Source organism: Streptomyces sp. NPDC003034, assembly GCF_053591375.1.
The window spans coordinates 232,634-252,175 of sequence record NZ_JBSFTS010000005.1 but is presented as its reverse complement, the minus strand read 5'-3'; the positions used below and the strand labels follow the sequence as shown (position 1 = coordinate 252,175).

Annotated in this window: 16 protein-coding genes and 1 riboswitch; of the genes, 9 read left to right on the top strand and 7 right to left on the bottom strand. The window is 74.1% G+C overall.

The genetic code is table 11. The features are described 5' to 3' along the window. Nucleotides 1-63: 63 nt before the first annotated feature. Nucleotides 64-1,194, bottom strand: coding sequence for an alpha/beta hydrolase family protein (locus tag ACWDX7_RS08930; protein ID WP_451492333.1), 1,131 nt, complete (start codon nt 1,192-1,194; stop codon nt 64-66). Nucleotides 1,195-1,561: 367 nt separating this feature from the next. Between ACWDX7_RS08930 and ACWDX7_RS08925 the strand changes: the two genes are divergently transcribed. From ACWDX7_RS08925 to ACWDX7_RS08895, 7 genes are all read left to right on the top strand, one after another. Beyond that, a complete protein-coding gene (locus ACWDX7_RS08925) occupies nt 1,562-2,842 on the top strand; it encodes an anion permease (protein ID WP_451492332.1) in 1,281 nt (426 codons plus the stop codon). 43 nt (nt 2,843-2,885) lie between these two features. Continuing rightward, the gene (locus ACWDX7_RS08920; protein WP_451492331.1) at nt 2,886-3,107 is read left to right on the top strand and encodes a hypothetical protein; all 222 of its coding nucleotides are present in this window, start codon (nt 2,886-2,888) and stop codon (nt 3,105-3,107) included. 153 nt (nt 3,108-3,260) lie between these two features. Beyond that, a riboswitch (cobalamin riboswitch) is annotated at nt 3,261-3,347 on the top strand. A 59-nt stretch (nt 3,348-3,406) separates the two neighbouring features. Beyond that, a complete protein-coding gene (locus tag ACWDX7_RS08915; RefSeq protein WP_451492330.1) occupies nt 3,407-4,366 on the top strand; it encodes a cobalamin biosynthesis protein in 960 nt (319 codons plus the stop codon). After that, on the top strand, nt 4,363-5,931 hold the full coding sequence (locus ACWDX7_RS08910) for a cobyric acid synthase (RefSeq protein ID WP_451492329.1): 1,569 nt from the start codon (nt 4,363-4,365) through the stop codon (nt 5,929-5,931). Before ACWDX7_RS08915 ends, ACWDX7_RS08910 begins: the two co-directional genes overlap by 4 nt. A 268-nt stretch (nt 5,932-6,199) precedes the next feature. Continuing rightward, nucleotides 6,200-8,380, top strand: a complete 2,181-nt coding sequence (locus tag ACWDX7_RS08905) for a putative cobaltochelatase (protein ID WP_451492328.1) — start codon at nt 6,200-6,202, stop codon at nt 8,378-8,380. Then, entirely contained in the window at nt 8,380-8,979 is a 600-nt protein-coding gene (gene cobO, locus ACWDX7_RS08900) for a cob(I)yrinic acid a,c-diamide adenosyltransferase (RefSeq protein ID WP_451492327.1), read from the top strand. Before ACWDX7_RS08905 ends, cobO begins: the two co-directional genes overlap by 1 nt. Next, nucleotides 8,973-10,478, top strand: coding sequence for a cobyrinate a,c-diamide synthase (locus ACWDX7_RS08895; protein WP_451492326.1), 1,506 nt, complete (start codon nt 8,973-8,975; stop codon nt 10,476-10,478). The genes cobO and ACWDX7_RS08895 overlap by 7 nt, the downstream gene beginning before the upstream one ends. 152 nt (nt 10,479-10,630) lie before the next feature. On the opposite strand, the gene ACWDX7_RS08890 is transcribed toward ACWDX7_RS08895, so the two are convergent. Next, a complete protein-coding gene (locus ACWDX7_RS08890; protein ID WP_451492325.1) occupies nt 10,631-11,365 on the bottom strand; it encodes a ZIP family metal transporter in 735 nt (244 codons plus the stop codon). Nucleotides 11,366-11,448: 83 nt separating this feature from the next. On the opposite strand from ACWDX7_RS08890, the gene cobC reads away from it, so the two are divergent. Beyond that, nucleotides 11,449-12,900, top strand: coding sequence for an Rv2231c family pyridoxal phosphate-dependent protein CobC (gene cobC, locus ACWDX7_RS08885; RefSeq protein WP_451492380.1), 1,452 nt, complete (start codon nt 11,449-11,451; stop codon nt 12,898-12,900). Nucleotides 12,901-13,057: 157 nt separating this feature from the next. Here the strand turns inward: cobC and ACWDX7_RS08880 are convergent, their stop codons facing one another. Continuing rightward, nucleotides 13,058-13,975 (bottom strand): SCO1860 family LAETG-anchored protein, encoded by a 918-nt coding sequence (locus ACWDX7_RS08880; protein ID WP_451492324.1) that lies wholly within the window; start codon nt 13,973-13,975, stop codon nt 13,058-13,060. Between the two features lie 318 nt (nt 13,976-14,293). Further along, on the bottom strand, nt 14,294-15,412 hold the full coding sequence (locus ACWDX7_RS08875) for an amidohydrolase family protein (protein WP_451492323.1): 1,119 nt from the start codon (nt 15,410-15,412) through the stop codon (nt 14,294-14,296). Nucleotides 15,413-15,476: 64 nt separating this feature from the next. Between ACWDX7_RS08875 and ACWDX7_RS08870 the strand changes: the two genes are divergently transcribed. Further along, nucleotides 15,477-16,568, top strand: coding sequence for a pyridoxal-phosphate-dependent aminotransferase family protein (locus ACWDX7_RS08870; protein ID WP_451492322.1), 1,092 nt, complete (start codon nt 15,477-15,479; stop codon nt 16,566-16,568). 82 nt (nt 16,569-16,650) lie between these two features. Here the strand turns inward: ACWDX7_RS08870 and ACWDX7_RS08865 are convergent, their stop codons facing one another. From ACWDX7_RS08865 to ACWDX7_RS08855, 3 genes are all read right to left on the bottom strand, one after another. Next, on the bottom strand, nt 16,651-17,709 hold the full coding sequence (locus ACWDX7_RS08865) for an aminotransferase class V-fold PLP-dependent enzyme (RefSeq protein ID WP_451492321.1): 1,059 nt from the start codon (nt 17,707-17,709) through the stop codon (nt 16,651-16,653). 61 nt (nt 17,710-17,770) lie between these two features. Next, nucleotides 17,771-17,974, bottom strand: coding sequence for an antitoxin (locus ACWDX7_RS08860; protein ID WP_451492320.1), 204 nt, complete (start codon nt 17,972-17,974; stop codon nt 17,771-17,773). 92 nt (nt 17,975-18,066) lie between these two features. Further along, nucleotides 18,067-19,515 carry a peptidoglycan D,D-transpeptidase FtsI family protein gene (locus ACWDX7_RS08855; protein ID WP_451492319.1) on the bottom strand — a complete coding sequence of 483 codons (1,449 nt, stop codon included), beginning with the start codon at nt 19,513-19,515 and terminating at the stop codon, nt 18,067-18,069. Between the last annotated feature and the right edge of the window lie 27 nt (nt 19,516-19,542).

Here is a 19,542-nt window from a genome sequence, read left to right as displayed (position 1 = left end):
TACAGACCAGGACAAGCCACCCGCGGGGCACCAAGGGCGTGTCTTTCGGATCCTGCCGGGCCCTCACATCAGCGGAACGAGGAAGCGGCGCAGGGTTTCCTCGTAGGTGTCCGGGTCCGCGTTCCACATGGCCCCGTGCCCCGCTTCGCGCACGGTGTGCAGGGTGACGAGGTCGGGGCGGGCGGCGGCGAGGCGGCGGGAGGGTTCCCAGGGGGCGAGCGTGTCGTCCGGACCGTGGAAGATCAGGACGGGGACGCGCAGCGCGCCGGGGTCCGCGCCCGGCGGCCGGCGGTCGGCGCGCAGCCCCGTACGGCCCTCGGCGGCGCGTACCGCGAGCGGCAGCACCGCGGCCGGGATGCGGCGGGCCGCGACGAGCCGGCGCAGGGTGGCGTGCCAGTCGAGCACCGGCGAGTCCAGCACCAGCCCGGCGATTCGGCCGGCGAGCGCCGAGCGCTCGGCGGCGTGCAGGGCCATGGTGGCGCCGGTGGACCAGCCGTGCAGGATCACGTGCCGGGCGCCGTAGCGCACGGCGTAGCGGATGGCCGCGTCCAGGTCCCGCCACTCCGATTGGCCGAGGTGGCCGAGGCCGTCCGGCGGGGCGGGGGCGCCGAGGTCGCCGCGGTAGGCCAGGTCGAGGACGGGCAGCCGGTGGCGGTGCAGGAAGGGCATGACGACCATCGGCTGTTCGCGGCCCGCGCCCAGCCCGTGGACGGTGATCACCCAGGCGTCCCGGGCGGCGGGGACGAACCAGGCCGGCAGCGGGCCGAGCTCTCCGGGGACGTCCACGTCGGCGTGGTCGAGGCCGAGGGCGGTGCGCGGGTCGCCGAGGTGGACCTGCGGGGTGAGGCGGACGCGGCTACCGGGGCCGAGACTGCCGTGGGTGACGGCGAGCAGCCGCCGTACGACGGTGTCGGGATCGTGCGGGGCGTCGGGGAGTACGGGTCCGACGACGGCGTGGGTACCCGGCGCGTGCAGGCCGTACGTACCGGGGCGCAGGGAGGCCAGGGAGCGGGTCAGTGTGATCCGGCCGGCGGCGGTGGAGTGCACGGTCAGGCGCGGTCCGCCGGGCAGCGGGCGGCCCGGGCGGGGCCGCAGGGCCGCGTCGGCGGCGTACCGGCCGGCCGCGACGCAGGCCGCGGCGGCGCCCAGGAGGGTGGTGGTGACGGCCGCTGCCGTCGCTGTGGCGGTACGCACCGCTCCAGTGTCGAGGCGCGGGCTCCGGCGGGCCACCGGAGTCGCCCACTCCGCAAGCGGCGTGGCGGCGGGCTCGCGGTCCGGATGCGGGCTGGGCGCGGGCCGCTTCGTTCCCCGGTGCGGAGGCGTGATGTGGGTCTCTTCGGGATGCCGCGCGAGTGGGTCCGGCTGCTCCCGGTTCACCGCGGACGAGTGGTGTTCACCCGCCTCTGACGTGCATTAATCGATATAACTACGGCTGGACCGGGGTGAATGCCCCGATCCCGCGCCGCGTCAGTACACCGGTCCGACCGTGTCAGTTCACCTTCCGTTCATCCGGGTTGCTTACGGTCGCGGAGCCACTGACGCCAAACAGAAGCCTGGGTAAATGGAGCACATAACGCTTCTCCTCGGGATCGTGATCGTTACCGCTCTCGTGTTCGACTTCACGAACGGTTTCCACGACACGGCCAACGCGATGGCCACCACCATCTCGACAGGCGCCCTCAAGCCCAAGACCGCGGTGGCCATGTCCGCCGTGCTGAACCTCGTCGGCGCGTTCCTGTCGGTGGAGGTCGCCAAGACGATCTCCAGCGGACTCATCAACGAGAGCGGGATCCAGCCGGAGGTCATCTTCGCCGCGCTGGTCGGCGCGATCCTCTGGAACCTGCTGACCTGGCTGGTCGGTCTGCCCTCCAGCTCCTCGCACGCCCTGATGGGCGGCCTGATCGGTGCGGCCGTCGCCTCGGCCGGCTTCTCCGCCGTCAACGGCGGCGTCGTCATCACCAAGGTGCTGCTGCCGGCCATCGCCGCGCCGCTGGTCGCCGGTCTCGCCGCGATGCTGGCCACGAAGGTCACGTACCGGATCGGCAAGCAGCTGGGCGACAAGACCTCGGCCAAGGGCTACCGGTCCGGGCAGATCGCCTCCGCCGGTCTCGTCTCGCTCGCGCACGGCACCAACGACGCGCAGAAGACGATGGGCATCATCACCCTGGCGCTGGTCGCCGGCGGCGTGCTCGTCCCCGGCTCCAACCCGCCGGTCTGGGTCATCGTCTCCGCCGGTCTGGCGATCGCCATGGGCACCTACCTGGGCGGCTGGCGCATCATCCGCACCATGGGCAAGGGGCTCACCGACCTGCATCCGCAGCAGGGCTTCGCCGCCCAGACCTCGGCCGCCAGCGTCATCCTGGCCTCCTCGAACCTCGGCTTCTCGCTGTCCACCACCCACTCGTGCTCCGGTGCGGTCATGGGTGCGGGCCTGGGCCGCAAGGGCGGTGTGGTCCGCTGGTCCACCGCGACGCGCATGTTCATCGCCTGGGGTCTGACCCTGCCGGCCGCCGGTCTGATCGCCGCGGCCGCCGAACTGGTGACGCGGACCGGTGATCTGGGCGTCGCCGCCGTCGCGGTCTTCCTGGTCGCCTCCTGCGCCGCCATCTGGCTCATCTCGCGCCGCCAGGTCGTCGACCACAACAACGTCAACGAGGTCGAGCCGCTCGCCGCGGACACCGCCTCCGAGCCGGCCGATGTCGTCACCACGGCCATGGCCGCCGTCGCGGTCCCGCCGGTGAGCGTCGCGGCCGGTACGACCGCCGCCGTGACCGACGAGGACCTCAGGGCCACCATCCCGGCCGCCGCGGCGACCCCGGCGGCTCCGGCCGCCGCGGTCTGACCGCGCACACCGAGCACGCCGAGACACACAGAGGAACGGCAGTATGAAGATCGACTGGGCAGCACTCGGCTCCGTCTTCGGGGTCAGTCTCTCCGCCACCGTCGCGCTCGTGGCCCTGTTCACCCTGGGTCTGGTGGGCCTCTCCAAGCACGAGGCCGCCACCGAGCAGGGAGGCGCCGCGACCATCGCCCGCAGTGGTGCGTACGTCTGCTTCGCGCTCTGCGCGGCGGCCGTGACCTTCGGGATCTACCTGATCGTCGTCTGACACACGCTGGATGGCAGCTCCCCCCGGGTCTCCCGGGGGGAGCTTTCGCATGCCCGGCCCGGGGCGCGGTCCCGCACCCACCCCAGGTCAACGGCGAGTTGACGGGCCTTCGCGGGGCGTGGTGGACTGCCCGGGCCAATACGGCGGCAGGAGAGGAAGTCCGGTGCGAATCCGGCGCGGTCCCGCCACTGTCACCGGAGCGCGGCCCACGCGGGCGTGCGCCCCCGGGAGCCAGGAACTCTCACCGCCGGACACGTCGAACCAGGGCGCGGACCCTGAGTGAGGACATACCTGCCACCATGCGTGCCGATCGCGTCTTCGCGTACGGCGCCACGGCGGGCCTGATCGGCGACCGGATCCTCGGGGATCCGCGCCGAGGGCACCCCGTGGCCGCCTTCGGACGAGCCGCCGCCGCCGTCGAACGCGCCCTGTGGCGCGACGACCGCGCCCGGGGCGTCCTGCACACCTTGATCTGCGCCGGGGGCGCGGCCGCCGTCGGCGCGCTCGGCGCCCGCGCCGTGCGCGCCCGGCCCGCGGCCGCCCGTCTCGCCCTGACCGCCACCGCCACCTGGGCCGTCGTGGGCGGCACCTCGCTGGGCCGGGAGGCCCGCGCCATCGGCGGGGCGCTCGCCGCCGGGGACGCCGAGGTCGCCCGGGAGCGGCTGCCGCACCTGTGCGGGCGCGACCCGCAGGCCCTGGACGAGCAGCAGATGGCGCGTGCGGTCGTGGAATCGGTCGCGGAGAACACCTCCGACGCCGTGGTGGGGGCGCTGGTGTGGGGGGCCGTCGCCGGGGTCCCCGGGCTGCTCGCCTTCCGTGCCGTGAACACCCTGGACGCGATGGTGGGCCACAAGTCGCCCCGCTACCTGCGCTACGGCTGGGCCTCGGCCCGGCTGGACGATCTGGCGGGCTGGCCGGGGGCCCGGCTGACGGCCCTCGCGGCGGTACTGGCCGGTCCTGACCGGCGAGGGGCCGTACGGGCCTGGCGCGCGGACGCCGCCGGACACCCGAGCCCGAACGCCGGACCGGTGGAGGCCGCCTTCGCCGGGGCGCTCGGCGTACGGCTCGGCGGGACGCTCGCCTACGGCGGGCGGGTGGAGCACCGGGCCGTGCTCAACGGCGAGGCGGGGCGGCCCGTGGAGGTCGCGGACATCGAGCGGGCGGTACGGCTGTCGCGGCAGGTGACCTGGCTGGCGCTGGGCGCCTGTGTGGCGGCCCGGCTGCTGGTTTCCCGTACAGGAAGGGGGCGGCGCGCATGAGCGGGCCGAAGCGGGGCGGCGGGCTGCTCGTCGCGGGAACGACCTCGGACGCGGGCAAGAGCGTGGTCACGGCGGGCATCTGCCGCTGGCTGGCCCGGCAGGGCGTGAAGGTGGCGCCCTTCAAGGCGCAGAACATGTCCCTGAACTCCTTCGTGACGCGGGAGGGCGCCGAGATCGGGCGCGCCCAGGCCATGCAGGCGCAGGCGGCCCGGGTGGAGCCGACGGCCCTGATGAACCCGGTGCTGCTCAAGCCCGGCAGCGACCGCAGCAGTCAGGTGGTGCTGCTGGGCAAGCCGGTGGGCGAGATGACGGCGCGCGGTTTCTTCGGCGCGTCCGGGGGCATGTCCGGAGGGACGTCCGGGGAGGCACTGCGCGGGGGACGGCAGGAGCAGTTGCTCGGCATCGTCACGGACTGCCTGGAGCAGTTGCGGGGCACGTATGACGCCGTGATCTGCGAGGGGGCGGGGAGTCCGGCCGAGATCAACCTGCGCCGGACCGACATCGTCAACATGGGGATCGCGCGGGCCGCGCGGTTCCCGGTGGTCGTGGTCGGGGACATCGACCGGGGCGGGGTCTTCGCGTCCTTCTTCGGGACGACGGCGCTGCTCTCGCCGCAGGACCAGGCGCTGATCGCGGGGTACCTCGTCAACAAGTTCCGGGGCGACGTATCGCTGCTGGAGCCGGGCATGGAGATGCTGCGCGGCCTGACCGGCCGGGCGACGTACGGGGTGCTGCCCTTCCGGCACGGGCTCGGCATCGACGAGGAGGACGGGCTGCGCGTCTCCTTGCGGGGCGCGGTACGGGAGTCCGCGGTCACCGCGCCCCTCGGGGCGGACGTACTGCGCGTCGCGGTCTGCGCGGTGCCGCTGATGTCGAACTTCACGGACGTCGACGCGCTCGCGGCCGAACCGGGGGTCGTGGTGCGGTTCGTGGACCGGGCCGAGGAACTGGCCGACGCCGACCTGGTCGTCGTACCCGGTACGCGGGGCACGGTGAAGGCCCTGGCGTGGCTGCGCGAGCGCGGGTTCGCCGACGCGCTGGCCCGGCGGGCCGCCGAGGGGCGGCCGGTCCTCGGCATCTGCGGCGGGTTCCAGGTGCTCGGCGAGCACATCGAGGACGAGGTCGAATCCCGGGCCGGGTCGGTGGCGGGCCTCGGCCTGCTGCCCGTACGGGTGCGCTTCGCGCCGGAGAAGACCCTGGCGCGGCCGGTGGGTTCGGCGCTGGGGCACCCGGTCGAGGGGTACGAGATCCACCACGGCGTGGCCGAAGTGCTGGGAGGCGAGCCCTTCCTGGACGGCTGCCGGGTCGGATCGGTGTGGGGCACGCACTGGCACGGCTCGCTGGAGTCGGACGGCTTTCGCCGGGCGTTCCTGCGCGAGGTCGCGGCGGCGGCCGGGCGGCGCTTCGTACCGGCTCCCGACACGTCCTTCGGAGCGCTGCGGGAGGAGCAGCTGGACCTGCTCGGCGATCTGATCGAGGAGCACGCCGACACCGGCGCCCTGCTGCGGCTCATCGAGAAGGGCGCCCCCGCGGGGCTGCCGTTCCTGCCGCCGGGCGCGCCGTGAGCGCCCCCGTCCGGGCGGGGGCGAGGAGAGGAGCGGCAGTTCCGTCACAAGGAGCGGCAGTTCCGTCAAAGGGTCGGGCAGGACATACCGTCCCCGCGTGCGCGGGCAGCACGGGGGAGCACAGGAGTGAGCAACGCGTGAGCACGCCCCATCCGGGATCACCCCCACGTGAGCGGGCAGCACACAGCGGCCCTTGCACGATCGGAACACGTCGGCGAGTGCGCCGGCGAGTGTGTCGAAACAAGCCACTCGAAGGAGTGATCGGTTCATGAACGGCGCACTCTTCCCCTTCTCGGCCGTCGTCGGTCAGGACGATCTGCGGCTCGCGCTGCTGCTCAACGCCGTGAGCCCGGCGGTCGGCGGGGTGCTCGTGCGCGGTGAGAAGGGCACCGCCAAGTCCACCGCCGTGCGGGCGCTGACCGCGCTGCTGCCGCAGGTGGACGTCGTCCCCGGCTGCCGGTTCTCGTGCGCGCCGGGTGCACCCGACCCGGGCTGCCCCGACGGCCCGCACGAGCCCGGCCCCGGCGGGTCGCGGCCCGCGCGCATGGTGGAGCTGCCCGTCGGCGCCTCCGAGGACCGCCTCGTCGGGGCCCTCGACATCGAACGGGCCCTCGCCGAAGGCGTGAAGGCCTTCGAGCCCGGCCTGCTGGCCGACGCTCACCGGGGCATCCTGTACGTCGACGAGGTCAACCTGCTGCACGACCACCTGATCGACGTCCTGCTGGACGCCGCCGCGATGGGCGCCTCGTACGTCGAGCGGGAGGGCGTCTCCGTACGCCACGCCGCCCGCTTCCTGCTCGTCGGCACGATGAACCCCGAGGAGGGCGAGCTGCGTCCGCAGCTCCTGGACCGCTTCGGGCTGACCGTCGAGGTTGCCGCCTCCCGTGAGCCCGCCCAGCGCGTCGAGGTGGTGCGCCGCCGGCTCGCGTACGAGGACGACCCCGCGGGCTTCGCGGGCCGCTGGGCCGGGGAGGAGCACGCGGTCCGCGCCCGGGTGGTGGCGGCGCGGGCCCTGCTGCCGCAGGTCCGGCTCGGCGACACGGCCCTGTTGCAGATCGCCGCGACCTGCGCCGGCTTCGAGGTCGACGGCATGCGGGCCGACATCGTGATGGCGCGGACCGCGACCGCGCTGGCGGCCTGGGCCGGGCGGACCGCCGTACGGAAGGAGGACGTACGCCAGGCCGCGCTGCTGGCGCTCCCCCACCGGCGGCGGCGCAATCCGTTCGACGCGCCCGGGCTCGACGAGGACAAGCTGGACGAGATCCTGGATCAGTTCCCCGACGACGAGCCGGATCCGGACCCCGACCCGGAGCGCGAGGCTCCGGACGACGACGGTGACGGCAAGGACGGCGGCGGTGACGGTGACGGCCCGGACGGCGGTGGGCCGCCCCCGCAGGGCGGCGGCGCCGACGAGGCCTGCGGGCAGCCGCCGACCGGTCCCGGGCCGGAGGCCGAGACGGGGCCCGGCGCCGACTCCCCCGCCGAGGCCCCGGAGCCGGCCGGGGCCGAGTCGTCCGAGAACGCGGACACCGGCCCCGCGGACACCGGCGCCGACGCGCCCACGCAGGCCGCCGTACGGGCCGCCGAGCCGTTCCGGACCAGGACGCTGAGCGTGCCGGGGCTCGGCGAGGGCGCGGCCGGACGGCGTTCCCGGGCCCGCACCACCCACGGCCGGACGACCGGGGCGCAGCGCCCCCGGGGCCAGCTGACGAAGCTGCACCTGGCCGCGACCGTACAGGCGGCCGCACCGCACCAGAAGGCGCGCGGGCGCAGCGGTCGCGGGCTCGTCGTGCGCAAGGACGATCTGCGCCAGGCCACGCGGGAGGGCCGTGAGGGCAACCTCGTGCTCTTCGTCGTGGACGCCTCCGGCTCCATGGCCGCCCGGCGGCGCATGAGCGCGGTCAAGGGCGCCGTGGTGTCCCTGCTCCTGGACGCCTACCAGCGCCGGGACAAGGTCGGACTGATCACCTTCCGGGGGGCGACGGCCGAACTGGCGCTGCCGCCCACCTCCTCGGTGGACGCGGCCGCGGTCCGGCTGGAGCAGCTGCCCACCGGCGGGCGCACCCCGCTGGCCGCCGGGCTGCTGAAGGCCCACGAGGTGCTGCGCGTCGAACGGTTGCGCGATCCCTCGCGCCGGCCGCTGCTCGTGGTCGTCACCGACGGGCGGGCCACTTCGGCCGGGGCCACGGGTGGCGACCCGCGCGAACTCGCGGGGCGCAGCGCCCGGCTGTTGCAGGCCGAGGGCGTCGCCTCCGTGGTCGTGGACTGCGAGTCCGGGCCGGTCCGGCTGGGGCTGGCCGGCGTACTGGCCGCCGACCTGGGCGGACCCGCCGTCACGCTCGACGGGCTGCGGGCCGACTCGCTGGCCGGGCTCGTGAAGAACGTACGGAAGTCAGTGACATCTCACGCATCACACAGCAATGTCAGCAGCAACAGGAGGGCCGCGTAATGCCGCAGGGACAGCCGTCCGTCGTTCCGAATGACGGACTCACGACGCGCCAGCGCCGCAACCGCCCGCTCGTCTTCGTCCACACCGGCCCCGGTAAGGGCAAGTCGACGGCCGCCTTCGGACTGGCGCTGCGCGCCTGGAACCAGGGCTGGCCGATCGGGGTGTTCCAGTTCGTCAAGTCGGCGAAGTGGAAGGTCGGCGAGGAGAACGCGCTCAAGGTGCTCGGCGCCTCCGGCGAGGGCGGTTCGGTCGTGTGGCACAAGATGGGCGAGGGCTGGTCCTGGGTCCAGCGCGACGCCCAGCTCGACAACGAGCAGGCGGCCAAGGAGGGCTGGGAGCAGGTCAAGCGGGATCTGGCCGCCGAGACGCACAGGCTGTACGTGCTGGACGAGTTCGCGTACCCGATGCACTGGGGCTGGATCGACGTGGACGAGGTCATCGAGGTGCTGCGGGAGCGTCCCGGCACGCAGCACGTGGTGATCACCGGGCGCAACGCGCCGGAGAAGCTGGTGGAGTTCGCGGACCTGGTCACCGAGATGACCAAGGTCAAGCACCCGATGGACGCCGGCCAGAAGGGCCAGAAGGGCATCGAGTGGTGACCTCGCTCCACATTCCGCGACTGGTCATCGCCGCGCCGTCCTCCGGCAGCGGCAAGACCACCGTCGCGACGGGCCTGATGGCCGCCTTCTCGGAGCGCGGCCTCGCCGTGTCCCCGCACAAGGCGGGGCCCGACTACATCGACCCGGGCTACCACGCGCTGGCCACCGGCCGGCCCGGGCGCAACCTCGACGCCTTCATGTGCGGGCCGGAACTGGTCGCCCCGCTGTTCGCGCACGGGGCGGCCGGATGCGATCTGGCCGTGGTCGAGGGTGTGATGGGCCTGTACGACGGGGCCGCGGGCCGGGGCGAACTCGCCTCGACCGCGCACGTCGCCAAGCTGCTGCGGGCGCCGGTGGTGCTGGTGGTCGACGCCTCCTCGCAGTCGCGGTCGGTGGCGGCGCTGGCGCACGGCTTCGCGTCGTTCGACCCGCAGGTGCGGCTGGGCGGCGTGATCCTCAACAAGGTCGGCTCCGACCGGCACGAGGTGATGCTGCGGGAGGCACTGGAGGAGGCGGGCATGCCGGTGCTCGGCGTCCTGCGGCGGGCTCCGCAAGTGGCCGCGCCGTCACGGCACCTGGGACTGGTCCCGGTCGCCGAGCGGCGGGCGGACGCGCTGGACGCGGTTTCGGCCCTGGCCGCACAGGTCCGGGCCGGCTGCGACCTGGACGCGCTGCTGGCCCTGGCCCGCACGGCCCCGGCGCTGCACGGCGAGGCGTGGTCGCCGGAGCGTGCCCTGGCGGGCACTGGGGGCTCCGCCGCGAACCCCGCGCCTCAATCGCCGGCGGGACTTGAACCGCCCTTCGGGCGATCCGGCCCGCCGGGCGGAGGGCAGCAGCCGCATCCGGCCTCGCCGGCGTTCGAGGCGCGGGATCCGGGGCGGAGCGCCGGCCGGCGGCCGGTGGTCGCCGTGGCGGGCGGGCCGGCCTTCACCTTCTCCTACGCCGAGCACGCGGAGCTGCTCGCCGCCGCCGGCGCGGACGTCGTCACCTTCGACCCCCTCCGGGACGAGCGCCTGCCCGCGGGAGCCGCCGGTCTGGTCATCGGCGGCGGCTTCCCCGAGGTGTACGCGCCCGAACTGTCGGCCAACGAGCCGCTGCGCGCGGCCGTCGCCGCCTTCGCGGCGGCCGGCGGCCCGGTGGCCGCCGAGTGCGCCGGGCTGCTGTACCTGGCGCGGTCGCTGGACGGGAAGCCCATGTGCGGGGTGCTCGACGCGGACGCCCGTATGACGGAGCGGCTGACGCTGGGCTACCGCGAGGCGGTGGCGGTGTCCGACAGCGTGCTGGCGCGGGCGGGGACCCGGCTGCGGGGGCACGAGTTCCACCGGACGGCGATCGAGCCGGGCGCCGGGGCCGCGGCGGCGTGGGGGTTCACGCATCCCGAGCGCCGCGTCGAGGGCTTCGTACAGCACGGTGTGCACGCCAGCTACCTGCACACCCACTGGGCGGCGCAGCCCTCCGTCGCGCGCCGCTTCGTGGAGGCCGCGGCGGAAGCCCCATGAGTCCCGCCAAGCGCCCCGCGGCCCGGCCTGCCACGCGCCCCGCGGCCCGGCCTGCCACGCGCCGCGCCGCCCGGCCGCTCACGCGCCCCGCGGCCCCGTCTGCCGCGCGCACTGCGGCCGGTCGCGTCGGCGGGGCCGGCACTCCGGTGCCCTCACTCGGCGATGCCCACCACCAGCCAGATCCCGGCCACCCCGCCCACCGTGCACAGCAACGTGGAGAGGGCGGGGTGCTTGTGGTGCGCCTCGGGGAGGATCTCCGCGGCGGCCAGGTACAGCAGGACTCCGCCGAAGAAGCCGAGGTAAGCGCCGAGCGGTTCCTCCGGAAGGGTGAAGAGCGTGGTGGACGCCGCTCCGACGACGGGTGCGACGGCGTCCGCGAACAGCATCATCACGGCCTTGCGGCGGGCGTTTCCGTACAGGCTGGTGAGCGTGTACGTGTTGAACCCGTCGGCGAAGTCGTGGGTGATGACGGCCAGCGCCACGGCGACGCCCATCCCCCCGCCGACCTGGAAGGCGGCGCCCAGGGCCACTCCGTCGGCGAGGCTGTGGCCGACCATGGCGGAGGCCGCCGTGAGCCCGACCTGGGGGACGCGGGCGCCCTCCTCGGCGCCGTGCGCGGCCTGACGTACCGCCAGCAGGCGTTCCACGACGTGCGCGGCGAGGAAGCCGGCCACGAAGAGCAGCAGGGCGAGCGGGACGCCGAACACCTCCTGCTCGGGGCCGCCGGCCGCGTGCATCGCCTCCGGGAGCAGATCGAGGCCGACGACGCCGAGCATCAGCCCGCCCGCCAGCCCCAGCACGAGGTGGCGGCGGTCGGTGACGCGCTGCGCCGTCCATCCGCCGGCCAGCGTCATCAGGAAGGCGCCCAACGCCACGATCACGGCCATGGGCCCCTGAATACCGACTCCGCCCGCCGCGCGCACGTCCGCGCGCGGGCGGCGGGCGGCGCACTGTTGACGGCTGACCGGTGATGGTCACTACGGAGGGAGGGCCCCCGGTGGGCGAGTACGCGACGCAGTTGGTGGTCGGGGTCGGCGCACGGGCGGGGGTTTCCGTGGCGGAGGTCTGCGCCCTGGTCGAGGAGACGCTGCGCGGGGCCGGGCTGGCCGCGGGGGCGGTGACGGCGCTGGCCACGGTGAAGGCGAAGGCGGACGAGGCGGGGATCAAGGGCGCGGCGAAACGTTTCGGCGTGCCCCTGCTCAGCTACTCCGCCGAGGAACTGTCCACGATCACCGTGCCCACCCCTTCGGAGGTGGCGCACGAGGCCGTCGGGACTCCTTCGGTGGCCGAGGCCGCAGCGCTCGCGGGGGGCGGGGAACTGCTCGTACCCAAGCGGCGGTCGGTGGCGGCCACCTGCGCGGTCGCGACGGCGCGGGCCCACGACCTGCGGCATCACGGGGATGCGGAGGTGCTCGACGGGGGCGCCGAGCTGGTGGACCTCGCCGTCAACGTACGGGCGCACACACCCCCGGACTGGCTCAGGCAGCGGATCGCCGCCTCCCTCGGGGACCTCGCCGCATACCCGGACGGCCGGACCGCCCGCGCGGCGGTGGCGGAGCGGCACGGGCTGCCGGTCGAGCGGGTGCTTCTGACGGCCGGGGCGGCGGAGGCCTTCGTCCTGATCGCGCGGGCCCTGGGCGCCGTACGGCCCGTCGTGGTGCACCCGCAGTTCACCGAGCCGGAGGCGGCCCTGCGGGACGCGGGCCACCGGGTGGAGCGGGTGGTGCTGCGGGCGGAGGACGGCTTCCGGCTGGACCCCTCGGCGGTACCGCAGGACGCGGACCTGGTCGTGATCGGCAACCCGACCAACCCGACCTCGGTCCTGCACCCGGCGGCCACGCTGGCCGCGCTGGCCCGGCCGGGCCGGATCCTGGTGGTGGACGAGGCGTTCATGGACGCCGTCCCGGGCGAGCGGGAGACGCTGGCCGGGCGGACGGACCTGCCGGGACTGGTGGTCCTGCGCAGCCTGACGAAGACGTGGGGGCTGGCAGGGCTGCGGATCGGCTACGTGCTCGCCGAGCCGGAGGTGATCACGAAGCTCGCGGCGGCGCAGCCGCTGTGGCCGGTGTCCACCCCGGCCCTGGTGGCGGCCGAGGCCTGCGTGGCTCCGGCGGCGCTGGCCGAGGCGGAGGAGGCCGCGCGGCGGATCGCGGTGGACCGGCGGCACCTGCTGGCCGGGCTCACGGAGTTCGACGAGGTGACGGTGGCGGGGGTCGCGGAGGGGCCGTTCGTCCTGATCCGGGTGGCCGGCGCCGCCGAGGTCCGCACCCGCCTGCGCGCCCTGGGCTTCGCCGTCCGCCGGGGGGACACCTTCCCGGGGCTGGACCACTCCTGGCTCCGGCTGGCGGTGCGCGACCGGGCGACGACGGGCCGGCTGCTCCAGGCACTGGACCACGCGCTGACCCTGACCCACGCGGGCTGACCCCGAACCCCGGTCCCGCCGCTCCGGGCCTGTCGCTCCGGGCCTGTCGCTCCGGGCCTGTCGCTCCGGGCCTGTCGCTCCGGGCCTGTCGCTGCGGGCGTGCGCGGGGCGGTGGCCCGTACGCCGCCCCGCGCCGGGGGCGGCGTCGGGCCGCGACCTACGAGGCCCCGCCCCGGCGGGTCATGACGATCGCCCCCGCGCCGATCCCGAGCAGGAGCAGCGCGCCGCCCGCCAGGTACGGCGTCAGCGAACCACCTCCCGTCTCCGCCAAGTTGGCCTCCTCGGACACGGCGGCCCCCGTCCCGGTCCCGGTCTGGGGCTTCACGTCCGGCTTCGCGGGCAGCGTCGCGGACGGAATCGGCGCCGGCCCCTTGGGGGACTCGCAGCGGGCCTCGGCGAGGACCACCTCGCCCTCCACCTCCGCCACGTTGAGATCCAGCGGATCGACCGACACCTTCAGTCGGAGCGCGGCGGCCGCGGCCGTGGTGGAGGTGGTCTGCGTACCGGAGAGCTCAAGGCTGACCGTGCCCACGCCGGGAACCTCGACCTTGGTCGGTCCGCCCGCCGACAGGGTGGTCCTCTTGCCGAGCACGGTCACCGACCCGAGGACGTTCGTGCTGGCCACCGGCTTCTTCCCCGCCTCGCACAGGGCCTTGGAGGTGACCTTCTCCACCTCGATGAGAGAGAGCGCCGGCAGCCCCGGCACGTGCACCCGCGCCTTGGCGAGGTTGACCTCCGCCGCCGCGCGGCTCTTGTCCGCGGTGGCCTTGGAGGTGGCCACGTCGGCGCGCAGGACGTGCACCGGCCGGCCTCCCTCGACCCCGTCCAGGGTGACGCTCAGCGCCGTCTTCTCGGCTGCCGCCGGGGCGCTGACCTCGTTGAGGGTGGCCTTCAACGGGACGTGCACGGTCTTGTTGAGCAGGCCCACGTCCAGTGTGGCGCGCAGGACGACGGCGCCGGCCCGGCCCTCGCTCCCGGCGCCGTCCGCGGCGTGGGCGGGCGGCGCGGTGAGCAGGGCTACCGCTCCCGTGGCGAGCAGTGCGGCCGCGGGCATGCGGAAGGTGTTGCTGTTCAAGGTGGTGGAACCCCCAGGGAGATGGGTGCCGTCGCGGCGCCAATGGGGGACATTGCGCGCGCCGACGGCTTCGACTCCGGAATCTTTACGCACTGAGAGTGAACGGGGGTCAACCTGACGTGAGTTCACCCCAAAGGGTGGTTTCCATCCATAAGTTCGAATTGCGGCGCCTCATGAGGAACGGGAGTTCCCACCTGTCTCACCCGGGATGACGGGGCAGGGCAGCGCGGGCCTTCACAACGACCGGCGGGCCGCGGACGTCACACGACGTCAACAGCCCGCCTGTCACGCTCCGCCCGACACGTCCCGCCCCCGCGCTCAGGCCCGTACCGCGCCGTTCACGACGACCCGCAGCGGCCTGGCGAGCTCCCGCACATCGGCCCGGGGGTCGGCGCCGTAGACCACCAGGTCCGCCGGCGCCCCCTCCGTCAGCCCCGGCCTGCCGAGCCATGCGCGGGCCGCCCAGGCCGTCGCCGACAGGGCGTCCAGCGCCGGGATGCCGGCCTTGACCAGCTCCGACACCTCCGCGGCGACGAGGCCGTGCGGCAGGGAACCTCCCGCGTCGGTGCCGACGTACACCTGGATTCCCGCGTCGTGGGCCGCCCGTACGGTGTCGTACCGCCGCTCGTGGAGCCGTCGCATGTGCGCCGACCAGTTCGGGAACTTCGCTTCGCCGCCCGCCGCCAGCTTCGGGAACGTCGCGGTGTTCACGAGGGTGGGAACGATCGCGACCCCGCGCCGCGCGAACAGCGGGATGGTGTCCTCGGTGAGGCCGGTCGCGTGCTCGATGCAGTCGATGCCCGCCTCGACCAGGTCGCGCAGCGAGTCCTCGGCGAAGCAGTGCGCGGTGACCCGGGCACCGAGCCGGTGGGCCTCGGCGATGGCCGCCTCGACCTCGGGGCGCGGCCAGCAGGCGGCGAGGTCCCCGGCGTCGCGGTCGATCCAGTCGCCCACCAGCTTCACCCAGCCGTCGCCGCGCCGGGCCTCGCGCGCGACGTACGCGACCAGGTCGGCGGGCTCGATCTCGTGGGCGTAGTTGCGGATGTAGCGGCGGGTCCGGGCGATGTGCCGGCCTGCCCGGATGATCTTCGGCAGGTCCTCGCGGTCGTCGATCCAGCGGGTGTCGGAGGGGGATCCGGCGTCGCGGATGAGGAGGGTTCCGGCGTCCCGGTCGGCGAGGGCCTGGAGTTCGGCGGTCCCGGCGTCGACCGGGCCGTGGGAATCCAGTCCCACGTGACAGTGCGCGTCGACCAGCCCGGGCAGCGCCCAGCCGGTCACCGTGGTGATCTCCCGGGCGGCGCGGGGGCGCTCGTAGGACACCTTCCCGCCGACCACCCACAGCTCGTCCCGGGCCTCGTCCGGCCCGACCAGGACCCGACCCTTCACGTGCAGTACGTCGTGCACGGCGCCCACATCCGTCCTCGCTGCATCGGTCATGTCGGCACTGTACGTGCGTGCTCGGTACGCTCTCCCGGTACCCCCGGACGAGAAGAGCACCACCGTGACCCACCCCCTCCTGGACCTTCCGCCGCTCACCGCGGAGCGTTTCGCGTCGATCGAGCAGGGGGTCGCCGACCTCCTCGGCACCCGCCAGGACGTGGTCGTCACCCAGGGCGAGGCACTGCTGCCGCTGGAAGGGTGCATCCGCTCGGGCGCGCGGCCCGGCTCGACGGCGCTGAACGTCGTCACGGGGCCCTACGGAACCACCTTCGGCAACTGGCTGCGCGACAGCGGGGCGACGGTGGTCGACCTGGCGGTCCCCTTCGACACGGCGGTGACGGCCGATCAGGTGGCGCGGGCGCTGGCCGCGCGTCCGGAGATCGACTTCGTCTCCCTGGTCCACGCGGAGGCGGCGACGGGCAACACGAACCCGGTCGCGGAGATCGGTGAGGTCGTACGGGAGCACGGTGCGCTGTTCATGCTGGACGCGGTGGCGTCGGTGGGCGCCGAGCCGCTGCTCCCGGACGCGTGGGGGGTGGACCTGTGCGTGATCGGCGCGCAGAAGGCGATGGCCGGTCCGGCCGGTGTGTCCGCCGTGTCGGTCTCGGACCGGGCCTGGACCCGCTTCGCGCAGAACCCTGCGGCGCCGCGGCGCTCGTACCTCTCCCTCCTGGACTGGAAGGAGCGCTGGATCGACGGCGGGCACAAGACGCTCCTGCACGCGCCGGCGCAGTTGGAGATGCTGGCGCTGGAGGCCTGCCTCGACCGGATCGCGACCGAGGGCCTGTCCCTGGTCATGGCCCGCCACACGGCCGCCGCGGTGGCGACCCGTGCGGGCGCGGTGGCGCTGGGCCTGGAGCCGTACGTGGGCCGGGCCTCGCAGGCGGCGCCGGTGGCCACCACCCTGCGGGTGGCCGACGCCTCCCTGGTGGTGGCCAAGGCCCTGGCCGCCGACCCGGCGGCCCCGCTCGCGGCGGGCGGCGGTGCGCTGGCCCGGGAGATGGTCCGGGTCAACCACTACGGCCAGGCCGCCGATCTGGCGGTGGTCCAGGCCTCGCTGAAGGCGCTGGCGAGCGCCCTGTCGGCGCCCGCGAAGGCCGTGGAGGCCAGCGCGGAGGCGGCGGAGTCGGCCTGGGCCGAGACCCTGCACTGACCCGCCGGGCCTCGCGCCGACTGCCGGGCCCCGCGCCGACCCCGCCAGACCCCGTACCGACCGCCGGCCCGCCCGCGGCGGCTCAGCCGGACAGGGCGTCCAGCAGCCGGTCGACGTCCGCCTCCGTGGTGTACAGGTGGAACGAGGCCCTCAGGGCGCCCGCGCGGGCCGAGGTGATGATGCCGGCGGCCTGCAGGGCGGGCTGGCGGTCGGCGAGGCCCGGCACCGAGACGATGGCGGCCTCGCCGGGCACGGGCTCGTGGCCCAGCCGGGCGAGACCGGCCCGGTAGCGGGCGGCCAGTGCGGTGTCGTGCGCGTGGACGGCCTCGATGCCGATGCGCTCCAGCAGTGCCAGGGAGGGTTCGGCCGCGCGGTAGGCGAGGAAGGCCGGGGACTCGTCGAACCGCCGCGCGGAATCGGCCAGTGCGGGCATCGGACCGTAAGTGGCGTCCCACGCCGAATCCGCCGCCAGCCATCCGGCGTGCAGGGGGATCAGGGTGTCCTGGGCCTCTTGGGAGACGGTGAGGTAGGAGGCGCCGCGCGACCCGAGCAGCCACTTGAACCCGCCGGTGACCGTGTACTCGTAGGGCGAGGCGTCGAAGGGAAGCCAGCCCACCGCCTGGGTCGCGTCCACGAGCATCCGGGCGCCGTGGGCGGTCGTCGCGGCGCGCACCGCCGCGAGGTCGGCCGTGCGCCCGTCCGCGGACTGTACGGCGCTGAGCGATACGAGGGCGGTGTCCGGGCCGACGGCTTCGGCCATGGACTCCAGCGGGGCGAAGCGCACCTTGAGATCGCCCCGCACGACGAAGGGGTTCATCACGGAGGCGAAGTCCCCCTCGGGGACGAGGACTTCGGCTCCGGCGGGGAGGGAGGCGGCGACGAGGCCGACGTGGGTGGCCACGGCCGAGCCGACGGCGACCCGGTCCGCGTCGACCCCGACGAGGCGGGCGAAGGCCGCGCGGACCCGGTTCACGCCGTCGAAGTCACCGGCTCCCGCGGGGATTCCGGCCCCTGCCGCCTCGGCCTGGTCCCGCACGGCCGCGACGGCGGACCGCGGGAGGACGCAGCAGGTGGCGGTGTTGAGGTAGGTGGTGGAGTGCGCGAACTCGGCACGGACGGCTTCGGCGAGCAGATGATCCATGCCGTCAACTCTGCGCGAGGGCCGACGCGAAGTCCATGGCGCCTCCCCGGGGCGGGGCGCGCTAGCTTTGGGGCGGGCGGTCCTCGCCGGATGCGGGCGGCTGGTTGCCCATCCGCTCGTTGAGCCTCTCCTGCGCCGTGTCGACCTGGCTCTGGTACTTCTTCCCGGTCCTGGCGTCGAAGGCGTCTCCGGCCTTCTCGACCCCGGTACGAGCCTGGTCCGGGTGTCCCTTGATCAGGCCCTTGAGCTTGTCGAGCATGGACATGAGCGGTCCTCTCTACGGAATGCCTGTCGCTTACAGCTTCGCCGGGAAGCCCCTTCTCCGCACCCGGAGCGGCCACGGCTCGGCCGTGGCGGCTACTTCTTCAGCCACGCCGCCATCATCTTCTGGGCGATGGGGGCCGCCAGCTTGCCGCCGCCGATCTCGGAGCGGTCGGTGTCGGAGTTCTCGACCACCACGGCGACGGCGATCCGCTTGTCCTTCAGCTTGCCGTACGAGGTGAACCACGCCAGCGGCGCCAGGCTGTTGTTGACGCCGCGCTGTGCCGTGCCGGTCTTGCCGCCCACCTCGGCGCCCGCCACCTGGGCCGGCTTCCCGCCGCCTTCGGTCGCGACCGTGCGCATGGCGTCGCGGACCATCGCGGCGGTCCTCTCGCTCATGACCTGCTGGGACTTGGGGTTCCTGAGGCTCTCCAGTACATCGCCGTTGGCGTCGGTCACCTCCCAGACCATGTGCGGGGCGACGAGCTTGCCGCCGTTCTCGATCGCGGCGGTCACCATCGCCATCTGGAGCGGGGTGGCCTGAACGTCGAACTGGCCGATACCGGTCTGGGCGACCTGGTCGACCGACATCTTCGCCGAGGGGTACTTGCTCGGCGGGTTGGTGCGCACCGGGGTGTCGATCTGCACGTTGAAGCCGAGCTTCTCGGCCGTCGCGCGCATCTTGTCCTGGCCCAGTTTGGAGGCGAGTTCGGCGAAGACGTTGTTGCAGGACAGCTTCAGGGCGGTGCGCGCGGAAACGTTGTTGCAGGCGGCGGATCCGGCCTCGCTGGGCAGGAGGGTGCGGGTGCCGGGGATCGTGTACGGGTCGGGGATGCCGGTCGGCTGGTCGATGTCGCCCACGAGGCCGTTCTCGATCGCAGCGGTCAGCGTGACCAGCTTGAAGGTGGAACCGGGCGCCTGCGGCTTGCGCAGGGCCACGTTCTCCATGGCCTTGCCCTTGTCGGCGGAGAGCTCCTTCCAGGCCTCTTCGTCATTGGCCCCGGTGATCCGGCCGGGGTCGAAGGAGGGGTTGTTGACGACGGCGAGGATCTCGCCGGTCGCGGGATCGATGGCGACGGCCGCGCCCTGCTTGCCCTGGAGAGCGTCGTACCCGGCCTTCTGCACGTCCTTGTCGATCGTCGTCAGGACGTTGCCGGGGTCGGCCCGCTTGTTGGTGAGCATGTCCATCATGGTCTTCAGCCGGCTGTCGGAGCCGTTGAGGATGTTCTTGTAGACGCCCTCCAGCATGCTCGTGCCGAAGGCCTGGGAGCTGTAGCCGGTGATCGGTGCGTAGAGCGGGCCCTCGGTGTAGGTGCGCTTGTACGCGAAGTCCTTGCCGCCCGTCTCCACCGAGCCGGTGACCGCCTCCCCGCCCACGATGATGTTGCCCAGCGGGTTCTCGTACTGCCCGATGAGGTTGCGGCGGTTGTGCTTGTCGTCTGCGAGCGCCTGACCTTGGTATGCCTGCACCCAGGTGACGCGGACCAGCAGGGCCAGCACCAGAAGCAGACAGAAGACCGACGCACGCCTGATCGTCTTGTTCATCCCCCAAAAGGACGTATCAAGGGCTCC

Coding starts and splice junctions, on each gene's coding strand:
- cobC (WP_451492380.1), top strand. CDS start 11,449: ATGGTCACTACGGAGGGAGGGCCCCCGGTGGGCGAGTACGCGACGCAG.
- ACWDX7_RS08875 (WP_451492323.1), bottom strand. CDS start 15,412: ATGACCGATGCAGCGAGGACGGATGTGGGCGCCGTGCACGACGTACTG.
- ACWDX7_RS08910 (WP_451492329.1), top strand. CDS start 4,363: ATGAGCGGGCCGAAGCGGGGCGGCGGGCTGCTCGTCGCGGGAACGACC.
- ACWDX7_RS08890 (WP_451492325.1), bottom strand. CDS start 11,365: ATGGCCGTGATCGTGGCGTTGGGCGCCTTCCTGATGACGCTGGCCGGC.
- cobO (WP_451492327.1), top strand. CDS start 8,380: ATGCCGCAGGGACAGCCGTCCGTCGTTCCGAATGACGGACTCACGACG.
- ACWDX7_RS08905 (WP_451492328.1), top strand. CDS start 6,200: ATGAACGGCGCACTCTTCCCCTTCTCGGCCGTCGTCGGTCAGGACGAT.
- ACWDX7_RS08915 (WP_451492330.1), top strand. CDS start 3,407: ATGCGTGCCGATCGCGTCTTCGCGTACGGCGCCACGGCGGGCCTGATC.
- ACWDX7_RS08855 (WP_451492319.1), bottom strand. CDS start 19,515: ATGAACAAGACGATCAGGCGTGCGTCGGTCTTCTGTCTGCTTCTGGTG.
- ACWDX7_RS08865 (WP_451492321.1), bottom strand. CDS start 17,709: ATGGATCATCTGCTCGCCGAAGCCGTCCGTGCCGAGTTCGCGCACTCC.
- ACWDX7_RS08920 (WP_451492331.1), top strand. CDS start 2,886: ATGAAGATCGACTGGGCAGCACTCGGCTCCGTCTTCGGGGTCAGTCTC.
- ACWDX7_RS08860 (WP_451492320.1), bottom strand. CDS start 17,974: ATGTCCATGCTCGACAAGCTCAAGGGCCTGATCAAGGGACACCCGGAC.
- ACWDX7_RS08925 (WP_451492332.1), top strand. CDS start 1,562: ATGGAGCACATAACGCTTCTCCTCGGGATCGTGATCGTTACCGCTCTC.